Source organism: Shewanella sp. KX20019 (genome assembly GCF_016757755.1).
GTDB lineage: Bacteria > Pseudomonadota > Gammaproteobacteria > Enterobacterales > Shewanellaceae > Shewanella.
Genome location: NZ_CP068437.1, coordinates 2,659,397 through 2,680,686, shown reverse-complemented (window position 1 = coordinate 2,680,686; position 21,290 = coordinate 2,659,397). Strand labels below are relative to the sequence as shown.

17 protein-coding genes are annotated in these 21,290 nt (G+C 40.3%); 9 read left to right on the top strand and 8 right to left on the bottom strand.

Translation table 11 applies throughout. The features are described 5' to 3' along the window. Positions 1-132: 132 nt before the first annotated feature. Together JK628_RS11735 and JK628_RS11730 are read left to right on the top strand one after the other, a co-directional pair. Positions 133-2,712: a M1 family metallopeptidase gene (locus tag JK628_RS11735; RefSeq protein WP_202284704.1), complete on the top strand. Its 2,580-nt coding sequence runs from the start codon at positions 133-135 to the stop codon at positions 2,710-2,712. Positions 2,713-3,106: 394 nt separating this feature from the next. After that, positions 3,107-5,107, top strand: a complete 2,001-nt coding sequence (locus tag JK628_RS11730; RefSeq protein WP_202284703.1) for a bifunctional metallophosphatase/5'-nucleotidase — start codon at positions 3,107-3,109, stop codon at positions 5,105-5,107. A gap of 133 nt (positions 5,108-5,240) precedes the next feature. Here the strand turns inward: JK628_RS11730 and JK628_RS11725 are convergent, their stop codons facing one another. Next, positions 5,241-6,275 (bottom strand): tyrosine-type recombinase/integrase, encoded by a 1,035-nt coding sequence (locus JK628_RS11725; RefSeq protein WP_202284702.1) that lies wholly within the window; start codon positions 6,273-6,275, stop codon positions 5,241-5,243. 327 nt (positions 6,276-6,602) lie between these two features. Between JK628_RS11725 and JK628_RS11720 the strand changes: the two genes are divergently transcribed. Continuing rightward, positions 6,603-7,091, top strand: a complete 489-nt coding sequence (locus JK628_RS11720; protein ID WP_202289797.1) for a hypothetical protein — start codon at positions 6,603-6,605, stop codon at positions 7,089-7,091. Between the two features lie 93 nt (positions 7,092-7,184). On the opposite strand, the gene JK628_RS11715 is transcribed toward JK628_RS11720, so the two are convergent. Next, a complete protein-coding gene (locus JK628_RS11715) occupies positions 7,185-8,219 on the bottom strand; it encodes an ecdysteroid 22-kinase family protein (RefSeq protein ID WP_237524000.1) in 1,035 nt (344 codons plus the stop codon). Positions 8,220-8,348: 129 nt separating this feature from the next. Between JK628_RS11715 and JK628_RS11710 the strand changes: the two genes are divergently transcribed. Next, a complete protein-coding gene (locus JK628_RS11710) occupies positions 8,349-8,738 on the top strand; it encodes a glycine zipper family protein (protein ID WP_202284700.1) in 390 nt (129 codons plus the stop codon). A gap of 56 nt (positions 8,739-8,794) precedes the next feature. Here the strand turns inward: JK628_RS11710 and JK628_RS11705 are convergent, their stop codons facing one another. From JK628_RS11705 to JK628_RS11690, 4 genes are all read right to left on the bottom strand, one after another. Continuing rightward, positions 8,795-9,292 carry a DUF6702 family protein gene (locus JK628_RS11705; RefSeq protein ID WP_202284698.1) on the bottom strand — a complete coding sequence of 166 codons (498 nt, stop codon included), beginning with the start codon at positions 9,290-9,292 and terminating at the stop codon, positions 8,795-8,797. A 3-nt stretch (positions 9,293-9,295) separates the two neighbouring features. After that, on the bottom strand, positions 9,296-11,752 hold the full coding sequence (locus tag JK628_RS11700) for a M1 family metallopeptidase (RefSeq protein WP_202284696.1): 2,457 nt from the start codon (positions 11,750-11,752) through the stop codon (positions 9,296-9,298). A gap of 285 nt (positions 11,753-12,037) precedes the next feature. Then, on the bottom strand, positions 12,038-13,096 hold the full coding sequence (locus JK628_RS11695) for a hypothetical protein (protein ID WP_202284694.1): 1,059 nt from the start codon (positions 13,094-13,096) through the stop codon (positions 12,038-12,040). Positions 13,097-13,309: 213 nt separating this feature from the next. After that, a complete protein-coding gene (locus JK628_RS11690; protein WP_202284692.1) occupies positions 13,310-14,242 on the bottom strand; it encodes a dipeptidyl-peptidase 3 family protein in 933 nt (310 codons plus the stop codon). A 112-nt stretch (positions 14,243-14,354) separates the two neighbouring features. On the opposite strand from JK628_RS11690, the gene JK628_RS11685 reads away from it, so the two are divergent. The 4 genes from JK628_RS11685 (at position 14,355) to JK628_RS11670 (ending at position 17,195) form a co-directional block, all read left to right on the top strand. Beyond that, positions 14,355-14,906 carry a GNAT family N-acetyltransferase gene (locus tag JK628_RS11685; protein ID WP_202284691.1) on the top strand — a complete coding sequence of 184 codons (552 nt, stop codon included), beginning with the start codon at positions 14,355-14,357 and terminating at the stop codon, positions 14,904-14,906. Between the two features lie 44 nt (positions 14,907-14,950). Continuing rightward, positions 14,951-16,291, top strand: a complete 1,341-nt coding sequence (locus JK628_RS11680; protein WP_202284690.1) for an NAD(P)/FAD-dependent oxidoreductase — start codon at positions 14,951-14,953, stop codon at positions 16,289-16,291. A gap of 89 nt (positions 16,292-16,380) precedes the next feature. Continuing rightward, a complete protein-coding gene (locus JK628_RS11675; RefSeq protein ID WP_202289796.1) occupies positions 16,381-16,635 on the top strand; it encodes a hypothetical protein in 255 nt (84 codons plus the stop codon). Between the two features lie 260 nt (positions 16,636-16,895). Next, the gene (locus JK628_RS11670) at positions 16,896-17,195 is read left to right on the top strand and encodes a hypothetical protein (protein ID WP_202284689.1); all 300 of its coding nucleotides are present in this window, start codon (positions 16,896-16,898) and stop codon (positions 17,193-17,195) included. 186 nt (positions 17,196-17,381) lie between these two features. On the opposite strand, the gene gap is transcribed toward JK628_RS11670, so the two are convergent. Continuing rightward, on the bottom strand, positions 17,382-18,392 hold the full coding sequence (gap, locus tag JK628_RS11665; protein ID WP_202284688.1) for a type I glyceraldehyde-3-phosphate dehydrogenase: 1,011 nt from the start codon (positions 18,390-18,392) through the stop codon (positions 17,382-17,384). A 219-nt stretch (positions 18,393-18,611) separates the two neighbouring features. Next, positions 18,612-19,463 carry a DUF2989 domain-containing protein gene (locus tag JK628_RS11660; RefSeq protein WP_337249421.1) on the bottom strand — a complete coding sequence of 284 codons (852 nt, stop codon included), beginning with the start codon at positions 19,461-19,463 and terminating at the stop codon, positions 18,612-18,614. Between the two features lie 202 nt (positions 19,464-19,665). Here JK628_RS11660 and JK628_RS11655 point away from each other — a divergent pair, with 202 nt between their 5' ends. Further along, positions 19,666-21,099: a glyceraldehyde-3-phosphate dehydrogenase gene (locus tag JK628_RS11655; RefSeq protein WP_202284687.1), complete on the top strand. Its 1,434-nt coding sequence runs from the start codon at positions 19,666-19,668 to the stop codon at positions 21,097-21,099. Positions 21,100-21,290 lie beyond the last annotated feature (191 nt).

Genomic DNA, 21,290 nt, shown 5'->3' with positions numbered 1-21,290 from the left:
ACAAGATGGCTTTTCTGCATTGTTTCTCCTCCCTCAACTGTTAATGTTTTGTTATCTTATAGTGGCAAAGGACTGTAGATAAAACCCAGTCTTGATCCGTTTAAATTGGAATAGTAGATAACAGGAAATCATATGTATCGATTAGTTACGGCTTCTATAGTCACGCTTACATGTGCAACTAGTTTTAATGTAGTCGCCAATGAGTATGTTTTGAGTAAAGTTGCCAAGCCTATAACACAAAGCGTAAAGCTGAATTTAGACCCTGCAAAAGACACCTTTTCAGGCAGCACTTCAATAAATCTTGTGGTGACAGAGTCTACCAAACAGTTACAGCTCAATGGTTTGGAATATACGACTAGCAATATAGTGTTGGACGGTGCTAAAGATTGCCAGATGAAAGCGACAATGCAAACAACCGGTGTAGTGTTGTTTGATTGTGAGCACACCATAGCCCCTGGTAAATACACCTTATCGATGGACTTTTCTGCGCCCTATAATAGACAGTCTGTCGGTTTGTATAAAACCATTGATGCTGGTCAACCTTATCTATTTACTCAATTTGAAATGAGTGATGCACGACGTGCTTTCCCTAGTTTTGACGAGCCTGAATATAAGATCCCATATCAAGTGACCATTACTGCCCCAAGTACTGAAAAGGTTTACAGTAATACGCCGGAACTATCAGTTAGCAACGAAAACGGAACGACTACCCATATTTTCAAACAAACCAAGCCACTGCCATCATATTTGGTTGCGTTCGCAGTTGGACAATTTGAAGAGATAGAAGTGAAAGGGATGAAAGTTCCGGGACGAGTCATTACCACCAAAGGGAAAATTGAACTAGCGCAATACGCTGCTAAGACGATGCCTGAAGTGCTATCGGCATTAGAAGGCTATTTTGGTGTTGACTATCCTTACGAAAAATTGGATACCATTGCCGTGCCTGAATTCCCTTTTGGGGCAATGGAGAATGCCGGCTTAGTGACTTATAGAGAAGATATTCTTTTAATCGATGAGAAAACAGCGAGCCAGAATAGTAAAGAGCAAGCCGTATCTATCATTGCACATGAGTTAGCCCACCAATGGTACGGTAATTTAGTGACTATGCAGTGGTGGAATGATCTCTGGTTAAATGAAGCATTTGCGAGCTGGATGGCATCAAAAGTAACCCATAAACTGCATCCTGAATTTGAATCAGATCTGTCTCTTTCAAAAAATTATGTGATGGCGATGGACGCCAGAGTTTCGACCAAACCTATTCGTAAACCGATTAAGACAGAAGCTGATATCATGGACGGTTTAGGTTTAGCCTATAGTAAAGGTGAAGCTGTTCTAGATATGGTTGAGAACTACATCGGTGAAGATGAATTTAAGGCCGGAATTCGCCAATATATTAAGGACAATGCGTTTAAAAACACCCAAGCGGATGATTTATGGGGCGCACTTTCTAAGGCCTCTGGCAAGGATGTGGGCGCTGTTCTGAGTACCTTCATTGAACAGTCTTCTTATCCACTGATTAAAGTAACGTTAGCGGGCAAGAAGTTAACACTTAAGCAAAGCCGATTTGTGACGGCAGGGACAAAAGCCGACAAGCAATCTTGGACAGTGCCTGTCTCGATAAAATATGGCAAAGGCCAGCAGGTTTCGCAGCAAACTGTTTTGTTAAGTCATGATACGCAAACAGTAGAACTTCAATATGCACCAGAATGGGTCTATCCAGATTCTGACGCCATGGGCTATTACCGTTGGTTACTCGATGAGACAGAGATGGCGGCATTGTTGCAAAATGCTAAAGTTCATTTATCTGCGCGGGAGCGTAAAGCACTGATCTCATCAGCTGACGCGTTGCTGGATGCAGGTTTTGTGTCTGGTGGCGAATTGCTCAATATTTTGGGTGAGTTTATTGATGATCAACATCCAGAGATAGTCTCTACAGCACTCGGTTATTTGCAGTCACAAAAACGTACCTTCATTGATGAGAGCAATCAACAGCAATGGGCTAAGTTTATTGCCAAGCGTGCAAGCAGTGCGATACACAAGTATGGTGTTACAGCAAAGCCAGATGAAAGCGCTGCGATTAGTAAGTTACGTCCAACCTTGATTAACTTATTGGCTTTTGAAGCCAAGGATAAAGCAATTATTGCGACTGCAACTAAAGAAGCTAAATCTTATATTTTAGGTAATAATGAAGTTGATCCTTATCTGATTGGTAACTACCTTACTATTGCCGTTTATTACGGTGATGCTAAGTTGTTATCGCAAGTTAAGAGTGAGTTCGAAACAACTAAAGATCCTAAAAAACGGACTCGTTTAATGTATGCTCTCGGTTACGCCCCCACTGACAAATTACAAGCAGAGGTGCTAGCCTATACGTTAACTGATAAGATCAATGCCCCTGATTTGAGGTATGTCTTGTCTGGTCAAACTTATACTGATGAACGCGAGCAAAGGTTCAGAGATTGGGTTTATGCAAATTACGATAAGATAAAAGAGAAACTTCCTCCATTTGCTGTCGCTAGTATTCCATATTACACCGGCAGCGGTTGTGATATGGCGGCACTCGAAACGACAGAGCAGTTTTTCACCCCTAAATTAGAGCAAACCCCAGAGTACGCACGTACTTTAGCCAAACTGGGGGAGAGTGTACGCAACTGTGTTAGTTTGAAAAAGCGAGAGCAGCTCAGTGTAGTGAGTTATCTAAACCGCTACTAACCCGAGTTTATGAGTATAAAGCCAGTCACTGTACTGGCTTTTTTTTGTCCGAATTTAAGTTGTTCAGTCAAAATAAAATATTTTCACATTTTTGACACAACAAATACACAACCAGATGGAGCGAGTTGTGCAACATCGTTGCAATCTATGATGTGGAGGTGAATTAGCCTCCAATATCTTAATCGACTTTAATAATCAATATCCGTCAACTCAACCTTGTTGCAGAGGAAGTAATTACTCTGTACGAATTTGCTACATTAGGACTTGGATATTTTCAAAACATTTGTGTATATCTTGTTGTATTTGTATGTTTTACAAGCTCTTAACCTAGATGGTTTATTTCAATATCTTCTGTTATTTTGTCGCTGGGTCCTTTATAAAGAAGAAATAAAACATGAAACTACAAAAGACTGTATTAGCGATAGCGTTGATGGCTGCGCTATCTGCTTGTTCAAATGATGATGATAAGAAAGAGAGCAGTGATGGTTTTAACTTAACCATTGCTCATGTTAATGACACCCACTCAAACTTCGATCCGGTAAAGTCTAGCTTTACTATGGGCGAAGACGGAGAGTTAGTTTTCAATGAATTTGGCGGTTACCCAAGAATACTTGAAGCAGCTAATGATATAAAAGAACAGGCGACTGATGCCAATCAACCACTACTTTTTTTACATGGCGGTGATGCATGGCAGGGGACAGCTTACTTCAAGTTAAATGAAGGTGCTGCAAACGCAGATCTATTATCACTGATGGGGCTCGATGCCATGGCACTGGGTAACCATGAGTTCGATTTAGATACGGCAAAGCTGGCGAGTTTTATAGATAGCGTAAACTTTCCGCTACTCGCAAACAATATAGACACAGGCTTAGACGCTTCCCTTAGTGGTTCAACTAATCTAAAACCTTATCAACTTTTTGCATTTGATGGTGCATCGAAGCGCAAAATAAACGAAGTCTCTGATGGCAATGAGAATGAGAAAATCGTCGCTGTTATTGGTGTCGTGTTAGAAGATATGCCGACGATAGCAACTGGTACTGGCGATGTTAAATTTGAAAGTGAGATATTTTTAACCCAAATAACCGTTGATAGCTTAAAAGCTCAAGGCGTCAATAAAATCGTCGTGCTTTCGCACATTGGTAACGCGCGTGATATCGCATTAGCAGCAGGTACTCATGGAATTGATGTCATTGTGGGTGGCCATTCGCATACTCTGTTGGGGGATTTCACAGATCTAGGCCATGGAGATAACGGCACTTATGCTCAACTTGTAGAGCAAAATGATAAGATTGGACAAACCTGTATCGTGCAAGCGGGGCAATATGCACAAGCTATCGGTAAAGTTGAAGTCCAATTTAACAATGATGGTGGCTTAGTATCATGCGCCGGTCAAAATACCCTGCTGACTAATGAAATTTTTTACAGTGATGGAAAACGTGAAGCCGCAGATCTAATCACCGGCAGCGAGCACGAAAAAGTAGAGTCCTTCATCGATGCTAGTGTTCTGATCGACGATGTTGATGAAAATGACGAAATGCGCGTACATATCGACGCCACCTATATGCCTGCCCTCGATGCAGCTTATGGTGAGGTCGTTGCTAATGCGCCCAAAGAGATCAATCATGAACGTCGCCCCGGTGATGCTGGAACAGATATGCATGGTTCAGATGTCGCGCCGCTGATAGCCCAAGGTATGATCTACTGGGCGAATCAAGCAAGTGTAAAATCTGTTACTGGTAAGAAAGTTCAAATCGGTCTTGTAGGTGCTGGTGGTGTTCGCACCGATATTGCATCTGGTGATTTCAGAGAAGGTAATGCTAGTTTAGAGTTATTGCCATTTGCTAACTATCTATCAGTCCTAACGATTAATGGCGCAACGCTTAAAGACCTTCTAACAACAACCATTAATGAAACTCTACCTCAGGGAAGTCATGCTGGTAAGTTCCCTTATGTCGGTGGCATGCGTTATACATTTACTGAAGATGTTAAAAATAGCAGTGGCACTATAACCGCGTTAGATGTTAATACTGGTACTGAAGCTGAACCTATTTGGGCTGTTATCAACGGCGATGAAGATTATGTTGTCATCGTTAATAACTATAATGCCAGCGGTAACGATGGCTGGAATGCACTTGGTGATGCGCAACTACTAGCAACCGATCGCATTGATCTTGTTAAAACTAGCAATGGTTATAAAGCCTATGAAGTTGATCACTTAACGTATAATGCTAGCGAAAAAACCTATAGCGTGGTTTATACTGATGCTATGCCAAGTTGCGATGATAATGGCGTTGATATTTGTAATACCGATGCGTTATCTTTTATCGATTACGCAAAAGAGAAGGTAGTTTTAGAAAATTTACCTTTTGAAACAACAACTGTGATTTATAAATAACGCATTTTGTCGATATTTAGTAAATTCTAGCATTAGTTATTTATAAGAAGGGCATCTAATTAGATGCCCTTTTTTTGATTCTCTATTTATTTCCAACAGCATTCTATTCTTTAAATAGAAAAATGGATAACCTCTATTCATTTGGTTTTAAATAGTGGTTTAGTGAGCGGGGATCAGTATGTCCCGTTCGGCCCATTATGTATAAATGATCTTTTTTATTTTCATGTAGTTGCGTTACACATCCACTGCGTAAACTGTGGGCACCGTAGTACTGCGGATCTAATCCTGCCTTATTGCAGTAGCGTTTTATCAACTGATAAATATCATCCCCCCGTAAGAAACCTTTTCCCAGATTAGCATCAGTAACTTGATAATCTCTTATTTGATGACCATCACGGGTTAATGATCTAAATAAGTGTCCCTCTTTAATATCAGCTGCGAACAACCACTCTTTAATGGCATCAAATGCAGAGAAGGGTTCCTCTTTAGGCAATACTTTCCATTCTCTTTGTCCCTGCTGATTACTTTTAGAGTAGGGCAGTCTGACTTTAAGTTTGTCGCGCAAAAAACTTAAGTGGTTTACTTTGATATTAGCGAGTTCCGATCGTCGAAATCCTCCTTGAAAACCCAGTTGAATAATCGCTTTGTCGCGTTTTCGAGTGAGATTTTGCTTTCGTTCATCAATGGCTTGCAATAGTAATTCGAGCTCATCGTACATAATGGGTTGCTGGTCATAATCTGAGACTATTCTATTTTGATTACGCATAAGACCGCGCATGACTCTAATCACTAACGGGTGCTCAGTAGGTGAGGGCGATCCAGCTTGAATATGGAAAAAGCGTATTGCAGCCAATCGGCTATTAATCGTTTGTGTTGAAAGCTGGTGGCCATTGCTCTCTTGATAGATATCTTTTTGATGACCGATAAAAGATATCACACTTCTAGGATCTGCTGGTAATGAGCTCAATCCATGAGATCCACAATAGGCACTAAAGATACCAAAACTGGATCGGTATACCCGCCTGGTATTGTCCGAAATTTCATAACGGGTTTCTTTAGCTGCACTTTCAAAGTCATTGAGGATAGAAAGTGGCAGCTCATTCTCTTGGTAAAAACCGTTTTTAGCTACTGTATCATTAAGAATTGGACTTATACGGTTTCCACTCATCTGATGATAATTCCTCGTTTATTACTGTAAATATTCAATTCTGTAATCGTTTCTTAAGGCAACATTTTAGCTATTTTGCTTCATTCCTACCAGTGATAATCGTCATTATCACTGGTAGAGATTAACCTACGTACACTTTGATGGAAAACTATACAGAGACTGGTAAATGTTAAGCTCTCAAGCTAAATGCACCACTCTAAGCGTGGTGCTACCATTTTTATTCCTAAGCCTCACGCTGTAGTAAAACATAACTGTTAATCATCAATATTATGGTTTATTATATATAAAAGTGGTGTAACCATACTTAAAGAATGGTGCGTTGAAGTGATGACTGATACCAAGCAAGAGTGGCAATATCATGATGTTAAACCAGTAAAAGGCAGGAAGTTACGACTGCTTGAAGAAACCGACCTTGTAACTGCGTTGCCATTAATTTTTAGATTGATCCCTAAGGCCGAGGTCGCACAACGTAAAGAATGGTTTGTGCATTTTGAAACCGAACAAGAGTTTCAATCTCAATTCTCGGCGTTAACTGAAAAACTATCAGTGGTTACCAAAAACAGAAGAGATGATAAAAATATTCGTGCAGATTTGCTGGAGGTTAACCGCGCCTTAAATTGTTACTTTAGTGACTATGGTTGGCGTATGGTACGTAAAGAGCTATCGCAAATTAAAAAACGGAAAAAAAAATCCCACATCGAAGTTAGCAATGATCTAATACATAGGTTAAAAGCATTTATGTCGTTGAAGCAACTCGATAGCTTTGATCAAGCGCTTGATTATTTACTCAGCGAAGCTGAGCAAGGTGATGATTAACGTCGCTGGAAAGCTGCCTTTACTTTATTAACAAAGGCAATTGGCTATTACGATAGCCTAAACATGTTGATAAGGAAGAGCAAACAAGTGAATTCATAAAGTCGCAATAGCAGCAACGGTTATCTTATGGGTAAAACATGTTCGCTTAGCATGGGTCGGTGCCCAACCGGCAAGAAAACGTTCAAAATCAGCCCAGGCAATGTTTACCAGTGGACGCCACTCTTTTTCAATTTCTTGGCTATCACATGAACTTTTAAATGACTTAAGTGCAGTGTGGAGTTCAGTAAAGTAGAAGTCTACTAGTTGACTAAAATTTAGCTCAAGAGTGATTTCATCTAAGCAACTACCGAGAAAATACACGAGATCTTTTACACCGCAACCACCACCAACATATTGAAAATCAACAGCCGCAACTTGGGAAAAATCATCAGAAAAACAAAAGTTTGCAATCTTGGCATCGCCATGTACTAAGGTTTTATATCTGCAACTATTTAAGCTCTTATCAAGCTTAACTGCCGCATTTTTTAACACTCCTTCCTCCATAGCATTAAACTCTTTTTTTCTGGTAGCAAGGTGCCAATAGGTACCCAACGGCCAAAGGTTTTGAGGCCAATTATCTGCAGGCTGATGTTGCATATTTAGCGCATGAAAGCGTGCAAGCCAACGCAAACACACCTTTGAATTTTCTGCAGAGATGGTTGTAAATCTTACTGGAAAACCTTCGCTATCTAAATCGGACATGACGATCATTTTCGATGATAGACAAGAGTGACTTAAACTGGCTTGGCCAATAAATAGTGGTAATGCGCAAAAGGGTTTTATGTTATTGGCCCAGTGTTGATAAAACTCAGCTTCAACATCATAAGAGGTTAACTTTCGTTGATGTGATATATCACCACTCCATCCTCTTGGGTGCTGTTGAATTGCCGGCGGATTAATGTGTTTAACAACAAATGTCTTGTCCTTTCTATTACTTTGAGAACTTAGGTATTGCGGTACATTTGTTTCGAAGCGGGCTATTTCACCATAACCAGACCAGAGTGATTGAATTACCTCAGTTTTAACATAGCGAGTTGTTTTGACTATATCCGAGAGTACTTGATTAAACTCGTGCTGATTATTTTTCAATTTTCTGAACCTAAGTAGCGCCAATGCGCCATAATTTAAAGGACTAGTAATTTTACGAGTATACACACACATCGTATCTAAATAGGGTATCTATCACTAAACTTATTGGAACTATGTAAGGGGCGTCTTATGAGTAAAAGAGTATTAATGTTTATTCTACTTTTTGTTTCATGCAATGCGACGGCAAACATTATTGTAGATAAAACCGGTGTAGATGAAAAAGATTATATTTACGATCTGCATCAATGTACTGAAATATCAACTCAAGTTAAAAAAAAGGACTCAAGCCGTAGTGCGGTCGGGACTGCTGCCAAAGGAGCTGCAATAGGATCCGCTGGTAAAGCAATAGCCGGAGGCTCTGGTACCGATGGTGCCAAAGAAGGAGCTGCAATTGGCCTCGGTGTTGGTATTTTATCAAATAGCCGAAATAAGCGTCGTGATGCTGATAACTTCGAACAAGATAAACAAAATGTAGTAAAAAACTGCATGATAAATCGGGGCTATGTAGTATTAAACTAAAGTATTGTAAAAAAGCTAAGCCATTATCTGACTTAGCTTTTTTATTGGTGACTTTTCTATTCTGATAGTGAAATAGATAGCCAATTGTCACTGCTATCAAACAGTAGTGACTGTAGCTTACCTTTACCCTCAATATTCACTAGATTAATTTGTGCTGGCCACAGATCTTGTAATGCGCCATTAGAAATAGACAGACTTGATAAATTTTTAGGTATGCTAGTTTCCTGGTAGAGCCATAAGTATTTTCCATCTAACTCTAAACCGACAAAGCTTAGAGGTAATGAATGACCTTCACTTGTTTCAATTGCAAACTGCTGTTGAACATAATCGGCAAAGGTATTTTGAGTAGCCTTGCTGCTTAGGATATCAGCAGCTGGGTCAAAAAGATCTCTCACAGCGTGCTCAGCGTCATGTAGATAGAACTTATGCATGACTTCTATATTGTTCACTCTATGGTTAAAACTAATCGTAGTGACAGCTGTTTTTTGCTGATGTGCATAAACAGTACTCACCATTAAGCATAAAACCATAGCAATTATCACATTCGTCTTCATCGATTAGGCAGCCTTATCGTTTTCTAAAGTGCTGTCATCTTCGTCATTTTTAAGCTCTGTTTTAATATCTTGCATGATGTCCCGTTTAAGTTTGCTTTTACTCTTCTTCTTTTTATACGCTTCAATTCTTGAAGGGATAATTCGACGAGGAAAATAATTATTATTGAGCTCTACGTCAGCTGTTTGCCAGCTTGGATCGATCTCAACCTCCTTCAGAGCATTGTCGGTTACGATAAGCTTATTGACTGACTTAGGACTTCTTCGCCAGATCTCTGCTGGAATATTCAACGATTCAACGGTGCCATCTTCGTAGGTTAACTGCAGAAGGATTGGCATTACTAGACCGCCCAAATTGGAAAACTCTAGCACGTAATAGTTTTTATCTTCTTTAACTGCTCTTTGGATAACCTCACGTTCCCACGGCTCTAGCTCTTTCATGAACTTGTTGTACTTATTGCGCTCTTTATTGGTAACTGTAAACTCATCATTTTCCTGATAAAAATCAGAAACATCTTTATTTAGTTCAACCCAAGACTTCAACCCTTCTTGTTTGTTTCTTTCTATCGCCATAGGCATTGGCTTTTCTTGCTCCATTTGACGCTCTCGATCAAAGTCAATATCCGGATTTTTTGTGTTCATTCTCAGTTTATAGATCTTATCTATCGAGATATCAACATGATCAGTGGTGTAAAACCAGCCGTGCCAGAACCAATCTAGATCGACACCCGATGCTTCTTCCATTGTTCTGAAAAAGTCGGATGGAGTGGGGCGTTTGTATTTCCAGCGGGTGGCATACTCTTTAAAGGCAAAATCAAAAAGCTCACGACCGAGTACCACTTCTCTTAATATATTCAAGGCTACAGCGGGCTTAGTATAAGCATTTGCTCCAAATTTTAGGATACTGTCCGATTGAGTCATTATCGGTACTTGCACCGTCGATTTCATATACTCAATAATATCCCGTGGCTCTCTCGCCCAATCAGATTCCGTTTCCCACTCTCTTACGGCTAATGATTCTAAGAAACTATTAAGTCCTTCGTCCATCCAAGTCCACTGACGCTCATCAGAGTTAACGATCATAGGAAAATAAATATGGCCTATCTCATGAATAACCACACCTATTAAGAATCGTTTTTCTGACAAGGTATAGGTACGGCTACCATCATCTTGTAACTCGGTACGCGGTCCATTAAAGGTGATCATTGGATATTCCATACCGCCGACCGGTCCATTGATAGATTGGGCTGTAGGATATGGGTAATCAAAAGAGTACTTAGAATATACCTCCATAGTATGGATGACAGATTCAGTTGAATATTTTTTCCACAGATCACCACCTTCCTTTGGATAGAATGACATTGCCATCACTAACGGCCGTTCAGATGATTTTTGTTGATAACCTTTAGCATCCCACATGAATTTCCGTGATGAAGCCCATGCAAAATCTCTCACATTCTCAGCTTCGAAGTGCCATGTTTTTGTTTTTATACTGCCTTGGGCTTCATTTTCTAACGCTTCTGCTTCAGTTACGATAAAAACCGGCCTTTTACTGGTTTTTGACTTTTCAAAACGCTGTCTCTGCGTTTTATTCAGCACAGTTCTGGCATTAGTTAATTCACCGGTCGCTGCAACAATGTGATCGGCTGGCACTGTAATTTCAACATCATAATCGCCAAACTCTAACGTGAACTCACCGCTGCCAAGAAACGCTTTATTGGTCCAAGCTTCATAATCAGTATAGGCGTGAAGGCGTGGAAACCATTGAGCTAACTGGAAAATATCATTTCCACCTTCACGTTTGTCTTTAGGGAAATGCTCATAACCAGCACGGCCCCCAACTGCTTTTTGCTCGGTGATATTAAAAGCATAATCAAGCTTAAACTCAGTAGTCTTACCAGGCTTTAGCGGCTTTAGTAAATCTATACGCATATTAGTGCCAACGATGGTGGCTTTTAATTGCTCGCCGTTAACTGTAATTTTTCCAATTTCATAACCGACGTCATTATCGGTTAGAAACTGTTGTTTACGTAAGGTATTAAGGCTGATTTTTGTTGGTTTCCCATCCACACTTTTTGCCATCTCTGATGGGCTAGAAAAAGTGCGAGTACGACTCGCAATGGAGTCTGCCTTGTAATAATTTTGGTCCAGCTGTAACCACAAATATTTAAGAGTATCAGGAGAATTATTTGTGTAAGTGACCGTTTGTGTCGCTTCTAAGCGTCTTTTGTCTTCTAAAAGTGATGCCTTGATATGGTAATCGACTTGTTGTTGCCAATACTCATGCCCCGGTTCTCCGGCGGCATTGCGGTAGATATTTGGGGTAGGTAGATCTTCATCTAATTGACGGAATTTGTCTTCGAAATCGCCTTTAGACTGTTTTATCGCTGAGGCGTAGGCAGGAAGAGCCGCACCTGAAAAAATCGTAAATGCTACGATTGATGAAGTTAAGAATCTATTCACTTAGTTGCTTCTCTTATTTTATTGCTCTGACATTGCATCACAGCTTGTTATTATTTTGTTTCTTGTTAGTGAAATGATTATACAATAGACAATAGTACTCCAGTCAATATCACGTAATACTTTGTAACGATTATTCCGCGATACGTCTTCGTTACTTTTAATGCTTTTAGTGATTTATGGGTGCGCAATTGTATAAGCTGTTGTCAGTTGGTTCTTGCTGAATACAGTACATTAATTGATAGATACAAAGCCTACTCCCTTTGGTTCAGCAATATGATTGCCGAACTAGGATTTTGCTGGAAACGCTGGAGATATGCAGGTTCTGACTTCAAATTTATAGCCGTGTTTCTTGTTACTATCCGGCGTTATTTGCAGGATTTCGTAGTCATTTAGTTCCACCACGTGGGCATTATCAGTGATGAGACATCGAGATTTTTCATCCGCTTCCAGTTGGTAGGCAAAGAGCGCAATGAGATCCCGTGTCTTTTTCGAATAGTAGGTCTTTAGTTTTACCGAGTTCACAACATCTTTTTTAATATTCTTCGCCAATGCTGACATTTGTTTATCGTCAGCACCGCTAGTAACATCAAGACTATTGCCAGACTCTGGAGCCTCATTGGCTGATGTTAATTGGGCGCTGCCCATATTATCATAGCCCTCAGCAGTCATAATGTTGTCTATAGTATCTTCTATTGCGACTGCTGTATTTTCATCGGTGAGTTCGAGAGAGGGTGACGCTGGTAGCTCCTTTGTACGAAGGAGTGCAGAGCCATCAAGGTTGTCTTCAATGACAGTATCAACATCACTCAGCAATGATAGGTTATAAATAACAATACTCGACAGTATCAGGCGGATAAACATGGTCCACTTTTGAAAATGTTGATGGTTAGTGATCCTAAAGCCTTTAACGCCAAAGGGCCTTGCTATAAGCAACAATAATAGATAAATCGGCGCTATTATCTGTAGCAAAAGTAATGCAACAATACTCACGGCTAGCGCCCAAGAGGGGAGAAATAGCAATATGGCAAAGTTATGAGTGTAGTTAAAGTGTGACGAAGAGACTCCGACGACTTCATTGACGACTGAAGCAGCTCCAGCTAACGCGAAATTGGCAATAATGGCATAAAAAAGTAATAAAACGGCTTTTCCAGCCAGAGAATGCCATACACGGTTAAATAGCGGCCAAAATTCAGCGGTAAGACCGACTACGGTAAGCAAAGCCACAAAAACCAACCTGTCTGAGAAAATAAGCACGAGTATCGCAAGCAGATACAGTTTTTGAACTGCACTAAGTTTGCCTGCAAAAGAGATAATCGCGTCATAGACACGGTTATTCCACGACATTATTAATTTTGCTAAATTAAAAACAGGTGGCAGAATTTTCCTAGTGGTCACTTATTTATATCCTTGTGATGGCTCACTTTATTTGAAATATCTTAAATATTAATTTTATACGATAATACAAATGCGCACGTCAGTTCAAGCTGAAGCCATGTAAGGTTGAAATGAGTGCGCTATATGAAAGAGTTATTAAAGAGCGCATGAGACATGCGCTCTCTAGCTAGCTCTATTTACGTTTTTATGTTCATCAGGGATAGGTAAATTGGATTCCATAGCGGTTAGGTATTTTTTATAGATGTCTAACTTCGCGCTATCTTCAGGGTTTCGAACAGTAATAAAAGCTTCGAAAAATGTTTTATAACCAAAGAGCTTATCGGTATAAGTTTCGTATGGCCCAATGGCTATCTCTAAAGAACCATTTAAATCCATCCATGCCATTTCTGAGTCACGGTATTTATCGTTAAGAAATGAATCTGCGCGTTTAGACAAAAATATTTTTAAGGTTTGATCTTTTGTTAATTCAGCAGCCTCGCGCATAAGCTTTGCAGCGTCGGTAAGTTCTTCTTTATAGTAGATACTATAGGGGATCGCTTTTAGCTGTTCCTTATCTCGGACAATGACGGTATAGCCGCTTTTAAAGCTTTTCTCATCTTCTGGATGTGCCGCTATCCATTGATTAAATTCACTCTTTGTTAGATCAACGGGATAGACACCTGCGCCATCAGGGCGCGCTGTGCTGCCAAAAAATGGTTTATCTCCGTTTAAGGTATCCCATGCACCATAGTGAAGCTCAAACAAGGACAGTAATTTGCTCTTATTGATATCAGTTGATGCCAATATCTGTTGTCTAACCGCAGCATTATTTTCAAACGTTTGCTTGAAGTAGATCCCGTCCAATATATCTGCTACTTCAATTATTTTTCGCAGCACTAATGTGTCAGTCGGGCTAAGGCTTGTAAGATCGGCCTGCATATCAATATCTACAAGCTGATCAAGCATCGCTTGGTAAGTTGCAGATTGATTTTCTCCCTTAACTGCTGAGTTGACTGTTTTAAATGAAGTCGTGTCATTTGCCGCCAGAGTTTGCTCTGTTTGAGAGCAACCACTGATGGCAACGGCGAGTGCTAACGTGATTAATGAGAGTTTCATGTAATAGGCCCCTGTATTCTTTCTACTATTTTTTATCGTTAGACTGGATTCGAGTTAATTCTATCGGATATGGTAAAGTGAGTGGTATATAAGAAAAATAAGAAGATAATATATGATCCTGCCCCTTAAACAGAACCACTTTAATGATGTGATTGAACTAGGAAATTTAGTTCACGGCAACGGCTACCTAGATCAAAATTCACTTCAAAACATTGTCAATAAAGGTAATAAGAACGGGATCAACAGTTGCTTCGTAGCTATAGAATCCAATCGCTTGATGGGCTTTAGACTCACTTATGCAGCAGAGCAATGGCTTGTCGACAAATGGTGCACGCCAAACCGTTGGGGGATAAGCCAAGAACAAGTCGGTTATTTCAAATGCAATACTGTTGCTTCAGATGCTCGCGGTAGGGGGATCGGCGGCTTGTTACTTGATGCTTCTATTACTGCACTAAAGTTGCAAGGAGCAACCGCTGGCGTAAGTCATTTATGGAAACAAAGCCCTAATAATTCAGCTGTTCGCTACTTTACAAAAGCGGGCGGTGTACTGATAAAGGAACATCCAGACCGTTGGAATAACACCGCAGAGCATCCAGACTATATATGTGTTCTTTGTGGGCCTAATTGCCACTGCGCAGCATGTGAAATGCTACTTATTTTCTAAAAAATTTAGAAATATATAAATCCAATACGTTAAAAGCATCCATTATGAACAGTAAAACATTTGACCCTTTAAAGCATGCTTCACCTGCGAACTTAACGCCCTGCGACTCTTATTGGGCGAGTACAGTGTCACTCGGGGCCGCGAATAAAAGCCTCCGCGGAAGTCACACGGCAGACGTCGCCATCATTGGCGGCGGGTACACCGGTTTATTGACCGCTCATTATTTGGCGGAACTGTATGATGTCGATGTATGTGTTCTCGAGGCAAATCAAGTGGGTTTCGGTGCTAGCGCTCGCAATGCAGGATTTGTGCTAAAAGGGTCTGGCCGTTTAGGTTACTCTCAAATCGCTAAACGCTGGGATTTAACTACAGCGAAAGGAGTTTATAGCGAATTTAGTCAAGCTGTCGAGCGTGTTGAAGGGCTCATTGAATCGTTTGACATTCAATGTGAGCCACAGCAGAAAGGTTATATAAAGGTCGCTCATAATCCAAAAGCGCTTGCACAATTAAAAAACGCCGCTGCATTTATATCGACACATCTCGGTGAAGATGCTCAGTTTATTGATGCTACAACGCTCAAAAACGAATACATGAACCATCACCAAGCTTATGGTGCGTTACGACTCGAAGACGGATTTGGTTTAAACCCACTCAAGTTACTTTTGGGTTATAAATCAATGCTAAACAAGCGTAATGTGAAACTTTATGAGCATAGTTGCGTTGAACACTGGATTGAGGAAAACGGAAAACACCGTTTGATCACCACAGACGGTGAACTAACGGTCAATAAAGTCATCAGTGCGGGTAATGCTTATACTCCGAAGCAATTTAGCCCTCATATTGATAATCGATTCCTGCCAATATTGAGCAATGTAATAGTCACGGAACCGTTAACCGATGCTGAATTAATGGCTTGTGGATTAAAAACCAAACAGGTCACCATGGATACGCGGATCCTCAAATACTATTATCGATTGTTACCGGATAATCGTTTGTTATTTGGTGGTAGGGGCGCTATATGGGGTAAAGATGCCTATGCACCTATTTTTCAGAGCCGATTAATGCTTGCGATGAAACAGTGCTTTCCTGCGCTAGCAAGTAAATCACTTGCCTATAATTGGACTGGCTGGATAGCTGCAGCTTTAGATGATATTCCGCATGTTTTTTGTCATAATAGAGTTGGTTATAGTCTAGGGTACTGCGGTTCTGGTGTATCATTTAGTACACAGGCTGCTTTTCGATTGGCACAACAAATTACTGGCCATCAGGCTCCTAGTTTACCTTTGTACGATAATGCGCTACCTAAGTTTCCATTGCCCAAATTTAGAAGAGTAGGGCAATGGGGTTACTATCATTATGGTTGGCTACGAGATAGATTTTTATAACACTAGTCAGCCAGTTTTAAGTAGCTGTGCTACATTTATAGATTACAATTTTTGAGGAACCGTTAGTGAAGAAGCATCCTGTCGATAAAATGCTAGAGAAACACGATGAACTTACCCACTCAGAGGATGTGAAGGTGTTGTCTCATATTCAAAGAGAAAAAGATGAATGGGTTTTGCATACCGTAATGATTGAAGATTGTGACACGCCGTTCAAGTTTAAAAGACGAAAAAAGTACAAAAGTCTTAAAGATGCAAACGTTAACATTACCTACTACAGCGGAACGGAAGGCATTGCTGGCTTCGAGATAGATATTTTTAACGTTGTTAGAATAAAGCGTAGCTAGGGCATTTTTTAGATGCACTAAATTTTACGACGTTTTACTGGTTATTCAGTGTTGTGTATCCACGCATTTGGCTGCCTAATATGGAAGTCATCATCGTTCCGACATTTAGTTTATATACACACTGAACATAGCTATTTAAACACTTTATTCGGATGTAAAAGCATTCACTCTAGGTTACCTATTCAGTACAGATACAGCTAGCTCCCCATATAATCCTCATTGAAGGTGGCATTTATTCCATTTATGATGAAGGGTGACATATGTATATTATGCAGCATAATCAATTGCAACATACTGGACTCGCAGTGCAGATCGTCAATGACGAAAGATTAGCATTGTTAACCGATACTGTAAAAATCTCAATAAAGCTGACACAAGCAGCATTATTGAAGCGTGCTCTAAATACTGTCCATATTTCATCACTCATTTTACTCACTCATAAATCAGAATCATTAGAACTCCATAGAATTATCTTAGACTCTCAACTTGGCAGTACAGAGAAAACAATATTACTCGGTTATATCGATCAAAATATTGAGATTATTGACGAAGCGTTATAAAAGCTAAACCTCTCATACTAATCTACGTATCATCCGCAATGATGCTAAACACTCCTGAACCATTAAAAGGCAGCTATTCAGAGTATTAATCGAATCGCACATAGCTGATGACACTTTAGTAATTATGGTTCAGATAAAAGAAAGCCCAGCATAAAGCTGGGCTTTCTTACTCAATATAATTGAGGTTTATTTAGCTGACATTAACGCTACGGCGTTATCGAGCATGCGGTTACTGAAACCCCACTCGTTGTCATACCAAGACATTACTTTAACTAAGCGACCATTAACACGGGTTTGAGTCGCATCAAAGTTAGATGAGAATGGGTTATGGTTAAAATCAATTGAAACCAATGGCTCATGATTAACCGCTAACACTTCACTCAATGGCGCTACAGAAGCAGCTTTCTCGATGATAGCGTTCACTTCTTCAACCGTTGTATCACGAGACGCAACAAACGAAAGATCTACAAGAGAAACGTTAACTGTTGGTACGCGAACAGCAAGACCGTCAAATTTACCAGCAAGCTCAGGAACCACAAGACCAACCGCAGCGGCTGCGCCAGTACGGGTAGGGATCATCGACACTGCTGCTGCACGAGCACGGCGCAAGTCAGTATGATACACATCTGATAAACGCTGATCATTCGTGTAAGCATGAATAGTAGTCATAAGACCAGACTCAATGCCTATCTCGTCATTTAACGGCTTAGCAAAAGGCGCTAGACAGTTTGTAGTGCAAGATGCATTTGAAATTACTGTCATATCGCTAGTAATTTCATCATTGTTAACACCGTAAACGACAGTAGCATCTACGTTCTTACCTGGAGCAGAGATAAGCACTTTCTTTGCGCCAGCATTAAGATGTGGCTGTACTGATTCTTTAGAAGTGAATATACCAGTACATTCAAAAACGATATCAATATCGAGTTCTTTCCAAGGCAGTTTCGAAGGATCACGCTCTTGGAACGTTAGAATCTTATCTTCGTTAACAAAAATCGCGTCATCTACATGTTCAACTTTTGCATTGAAACGTCCATGAACAGAATCGTACTTCGTTAAGTGAGCATTGATTGATGCATCACCAAGATCGTTTAAAGCAACTATCTTGATAGGGTAGTTCTTTTCGCTTTCATATAAAGCACGTAGAACATTGCGGCCGATACGGCCATAGCCGTTAATTGCAACTCGGATAGTCATCTCATATCCCTCAGGTAAAATTATAAAAAGAATCTGGTTGTAAAATTACCAAACTGACAGCTACCGTCAAGCAATATCGGCCAAAAAGGGCGGATTCCCTTAACAATTTTGGTAATATTTTTACATGGATCGCGTATTGAGCTATTTTTCAGCTAAACATTGGAATTAACTGTAAGTTGGCAAACATTTTGCCGAATACAAATTACACAAAATAGCATGCTAGTTAGCGTGGCTTAAGTCCTGCTCCAAGACAATTTTTAGCTTACTTTGCGCATAATTTCCAGATTTTAGTACATCTGCTAAATCTTCAGCTTCTTTATCCAATTTGTCTTGCAGTAATCTGTTTCCCTGAAGCATGGCTAGCATCTGCTTCTCTACAAAATTTGATTGGGTGATAACAATGTTAGTTTTCGACAGTAAGTAGTGCATCTCTGGCCGCTGTTCCTGGCGGTATATGGTGGCTAAACCGAGTAACCAGTCTGGATCGAATGTGTCTTCATCACTACCATTTAACGCCTCTGCGTATAACCGTTTAGACTTAAGTGAATTAATCCTTAAATAATGCGCGGCAAGTTGGGCTTTTAATCTGATATCGCTAATGAGGCCATTCTTTTCTGCGGCAAATAGTACCTTGCCAGCTTCAGTATCGTTGAACCGGGACCAATGATAATAAGCTAAATGGGGCTCAAGACTATTTTTGGTGCTTTCCTGAAGCTCCGCTAAAGTTTGAGAGCTTAGCCCAAAAGCGCGCGCACGATCGTTAGTACGCTCAGGGTGCAGTATATGCTGTACCCCAGCGGCAAGTTCAATGCACTTGTTGTAATCCTCTAGATTCAGTAACTGGTCATACAATTGCTCACCATTGGGCTCAATAGTCTGCTTTAATTTGAAACGGCTGCGAATAAGGTCACCTTTTTCGAACCGGCACCAACTATCTTTGTGCAAATCCAAACAAAGTTCAGGATTTTTGTTACATATTACCTCTGTATTAGAGACCGGTTTACAGCCAAACAGGCCAAAAAAGACGGTAAATGCTAGAAATGATGTAAACATTACAAAGTTTCTATTCAAAAGTGGCTCCATGCGTATTTTAATCTAATAAAATTACAACTTTACGAGGAATATCTAACTAGCCTGAAAGGCGACTTTTCATTACAATAGCGCCGACCAAACGGGGAAAGACACCCTACATAACCTAGATTATTGGTCTTTTCTTTTTGTTACTCAAACATTTCTGATAAAAAATCAGAAAAGTGAGATAAAGGATCTGTTAATGAGCGCTGATAAACACCTACAAAGCTGGCAAGAACGTTTCGAAATGGCTGAGGCTATGCAGCCTCTACTTGGTAAGTTATATCGTAACCAAGGTGTAGAAGTTGTCGTCTACGGTAAACCCTTACTAAACGCCTCTACTATTGAAATAATTAAATCACATCGTTTAGTGCGTCGTCATGTCGGTGATAAACTAAGACTACGTGAAAGTTTTCCATTTATCGAAGCTTTAAGCAAGTTAGCGGTAAAACAGTGCAAAGTTGATATCGGTAAGCTTGCTGTTAACTACTGGCGCGAATATAAAGATGCTAGTCAAATCGAAGCTTATATGAGCAACGAATTGTCTGCTGCAATTACACAAGAAGATACTGAAGCTAGGGATGTTGTACTTTACGGTTTCGGCCGTATTGGACGTTTACTGGCTCGTCTGCTAATTGAAAGAACAGGCGTTAGCAACAAGCTCAGACTTCGTGCCATTGTACTTCGAGGCGGCCGCAAGGGCGATTTGGAGAAACGGGCAAGCTTACTACGCCGTGATTCAGTTCATGGACCCTTTAATGGTTCAGTAGAAGTTGATGAAGAGAACAACGCCATTATTGCAAATGGTACTTATATTCAGATTATCTATGCAAACTCTCCAGATGAAGTGGACTACACAGAGCATGGGATCTCTAATGCCCTTGTTGTCGACAACACCGGCATTTGGAAAGACGAAGCAGGGCTTGGATTGCACCTTAAATCAAAAGGCGCAACCAAGGTACTATTGACTGCACCAGCTAAAGGCGCAATTAAGAACATCGTATACGGTGTTAATGAGTCGGACATTCTTGATGAAGATACTATTGTATCTGCAGCGAGCTGTACGACTAACGCGATTACACCAGTACTAAAAGCTGTAAATGATAAGTATGGCATTGTAAATGGTCATGTTGAGACGATTCACTCATACACCAATGACCAGAACCTTATCGATAACTACCACTCTGCAGACCGTCGTGGCCGTAGCGCACCTTTAAATATGGTAATTACTGAAACTGGCGCCGCTAAAGCCGTTTCTAAAGCACTGCCAGTTCTTGAAGGTAAATTAACGGGTAATGCGATTCGCGTTCCTACGCCAAATGTTTCAATGGCCATTATTAGCTTGAACCTTAATGGTGAAACTAGTAAGCATGAGATGAACGAATACCTCAAAGATATGGCACTTCAGTCTGAACTGCAGAACCAAATCGATTACACTGATTCTACTGAAATTGTTTCTAGTGATTTGGTCGGCTCTCGCTATGCCGGTGTTGTTGACTCTCAAGCAACTATTGCTGACGGCAACCGTACTATTCTTTATGTATGGTACGACAACGAGTTTGGCTATAGCTGCCAGGTGGTTGGCGTAATGCAAAAGATGCTAGGTCTAAATTATCAATCATTGCCGCTTGGCTAATATTGCTTTAAGTTAGCTTGTTACAAACGCCTCTATTGCTGAGGCGTTTTCGTTTTAACCACCTCCACTTTGCAACAAGTAACGATTTCTATTCGCTAGAAACTGAATACACCGCACAAATTTAGTCATCATCACTATCATAGATCTAAAAGCAGCTTTTCCATCTTCAACTAGGATGGGGTACATTCAGC

Coding starts and splice junctions, on each gene's coding strand:
- JK628_RS11735 (WP_202284704.1), top strand. CDS start 133: ATGTATCGATTAGTTACGGCTTCTATAGTCACGCTTACATGTGCAACT.
- JK628_RS11730 (WP_202284703.1), top strand. CDS start 3,107: ATGAAACTACAAAAGACTGTATTAGCGATAGCGTTGATGGCTGCGCTA.
- JK628_RS11725 (WP_202284702.1), bottom strand. CDS start 6,275: ATGAGTGGAAACCGTATAAGTCCAATTCTTAATGATACAGTAGCTAAA.
- JK628_RS11720 (WP_202289797.1), top strand. CDS start 6,603: ATGACTGATACCAAGCAAGAGTGGCAATATCATGATGTTAAACCAGTA.
- JK628_RS11710 (WP_202284700.1), top strand. CDS start 8,349: ATGAGTAAAAGAGTATTAATGTTTATTCTACTTTTTGTTTCATGCAAT.
- JK628_RS11705 (WP_202284698.1), bottom strand. CDS start 9,292: ATGAAGACGAATGTGATAATTGCTATGGTTTTATGCTTAATGGTGAGT.
- JK628_RS11695 (WP_202284694.1), bottom strand. CDS start 13,096: ATGTCGTGGAATAACCGTGTCTATGACGCGATTATCTCTTTTGCAGGC.
- JK628_RS11690 (WP_202284692.1), bottom strand. CDS start 14,242: ATGAAACTCTCATTAATCACGTTAGCACTCGCCGTTGCCATCAGTGGT.
- JK628_RS11685 (WP_202284691.1), top strand. CDS start 14,355: ATGATCCTGCCCCTTAAACAGAACCACTTTAATGATGTGATTGAACTA.
- JK628_RS11680 (WP_202284690.1), top strand. CDS start 14,951: ATGAACAGTAAAACATTTGACCCTTTAAAGCATGCTTCACCTGCGAAC.
- JK628_RS11675 (WP_202289796.1), top strand. CDS start 16,381: ATGCTAGAGAAACACGATGAACTTACCCACTCAGAGGATGTGAAGGTG.
- JK628_RS11670 (WP_202284689.1), top strand. CDS start 16,896: ATGTATATTATGCAGCATAATCAATTGCAACATACTGGACTCGCAGTG.
- gap (WP_202284688.1), bottom strand. CDS start 18,392: ATGACTATCCGAGTTGCAATTAACGGCTATGGCCGTATCGGCCGCAAT.
- JK628_RS11655 (WP_202284687.1), top strand. CDS start 19,666: ATGAGCGCTGATAAACACCTACAAAGCTGGCAAGAACGTTTCGAAATG.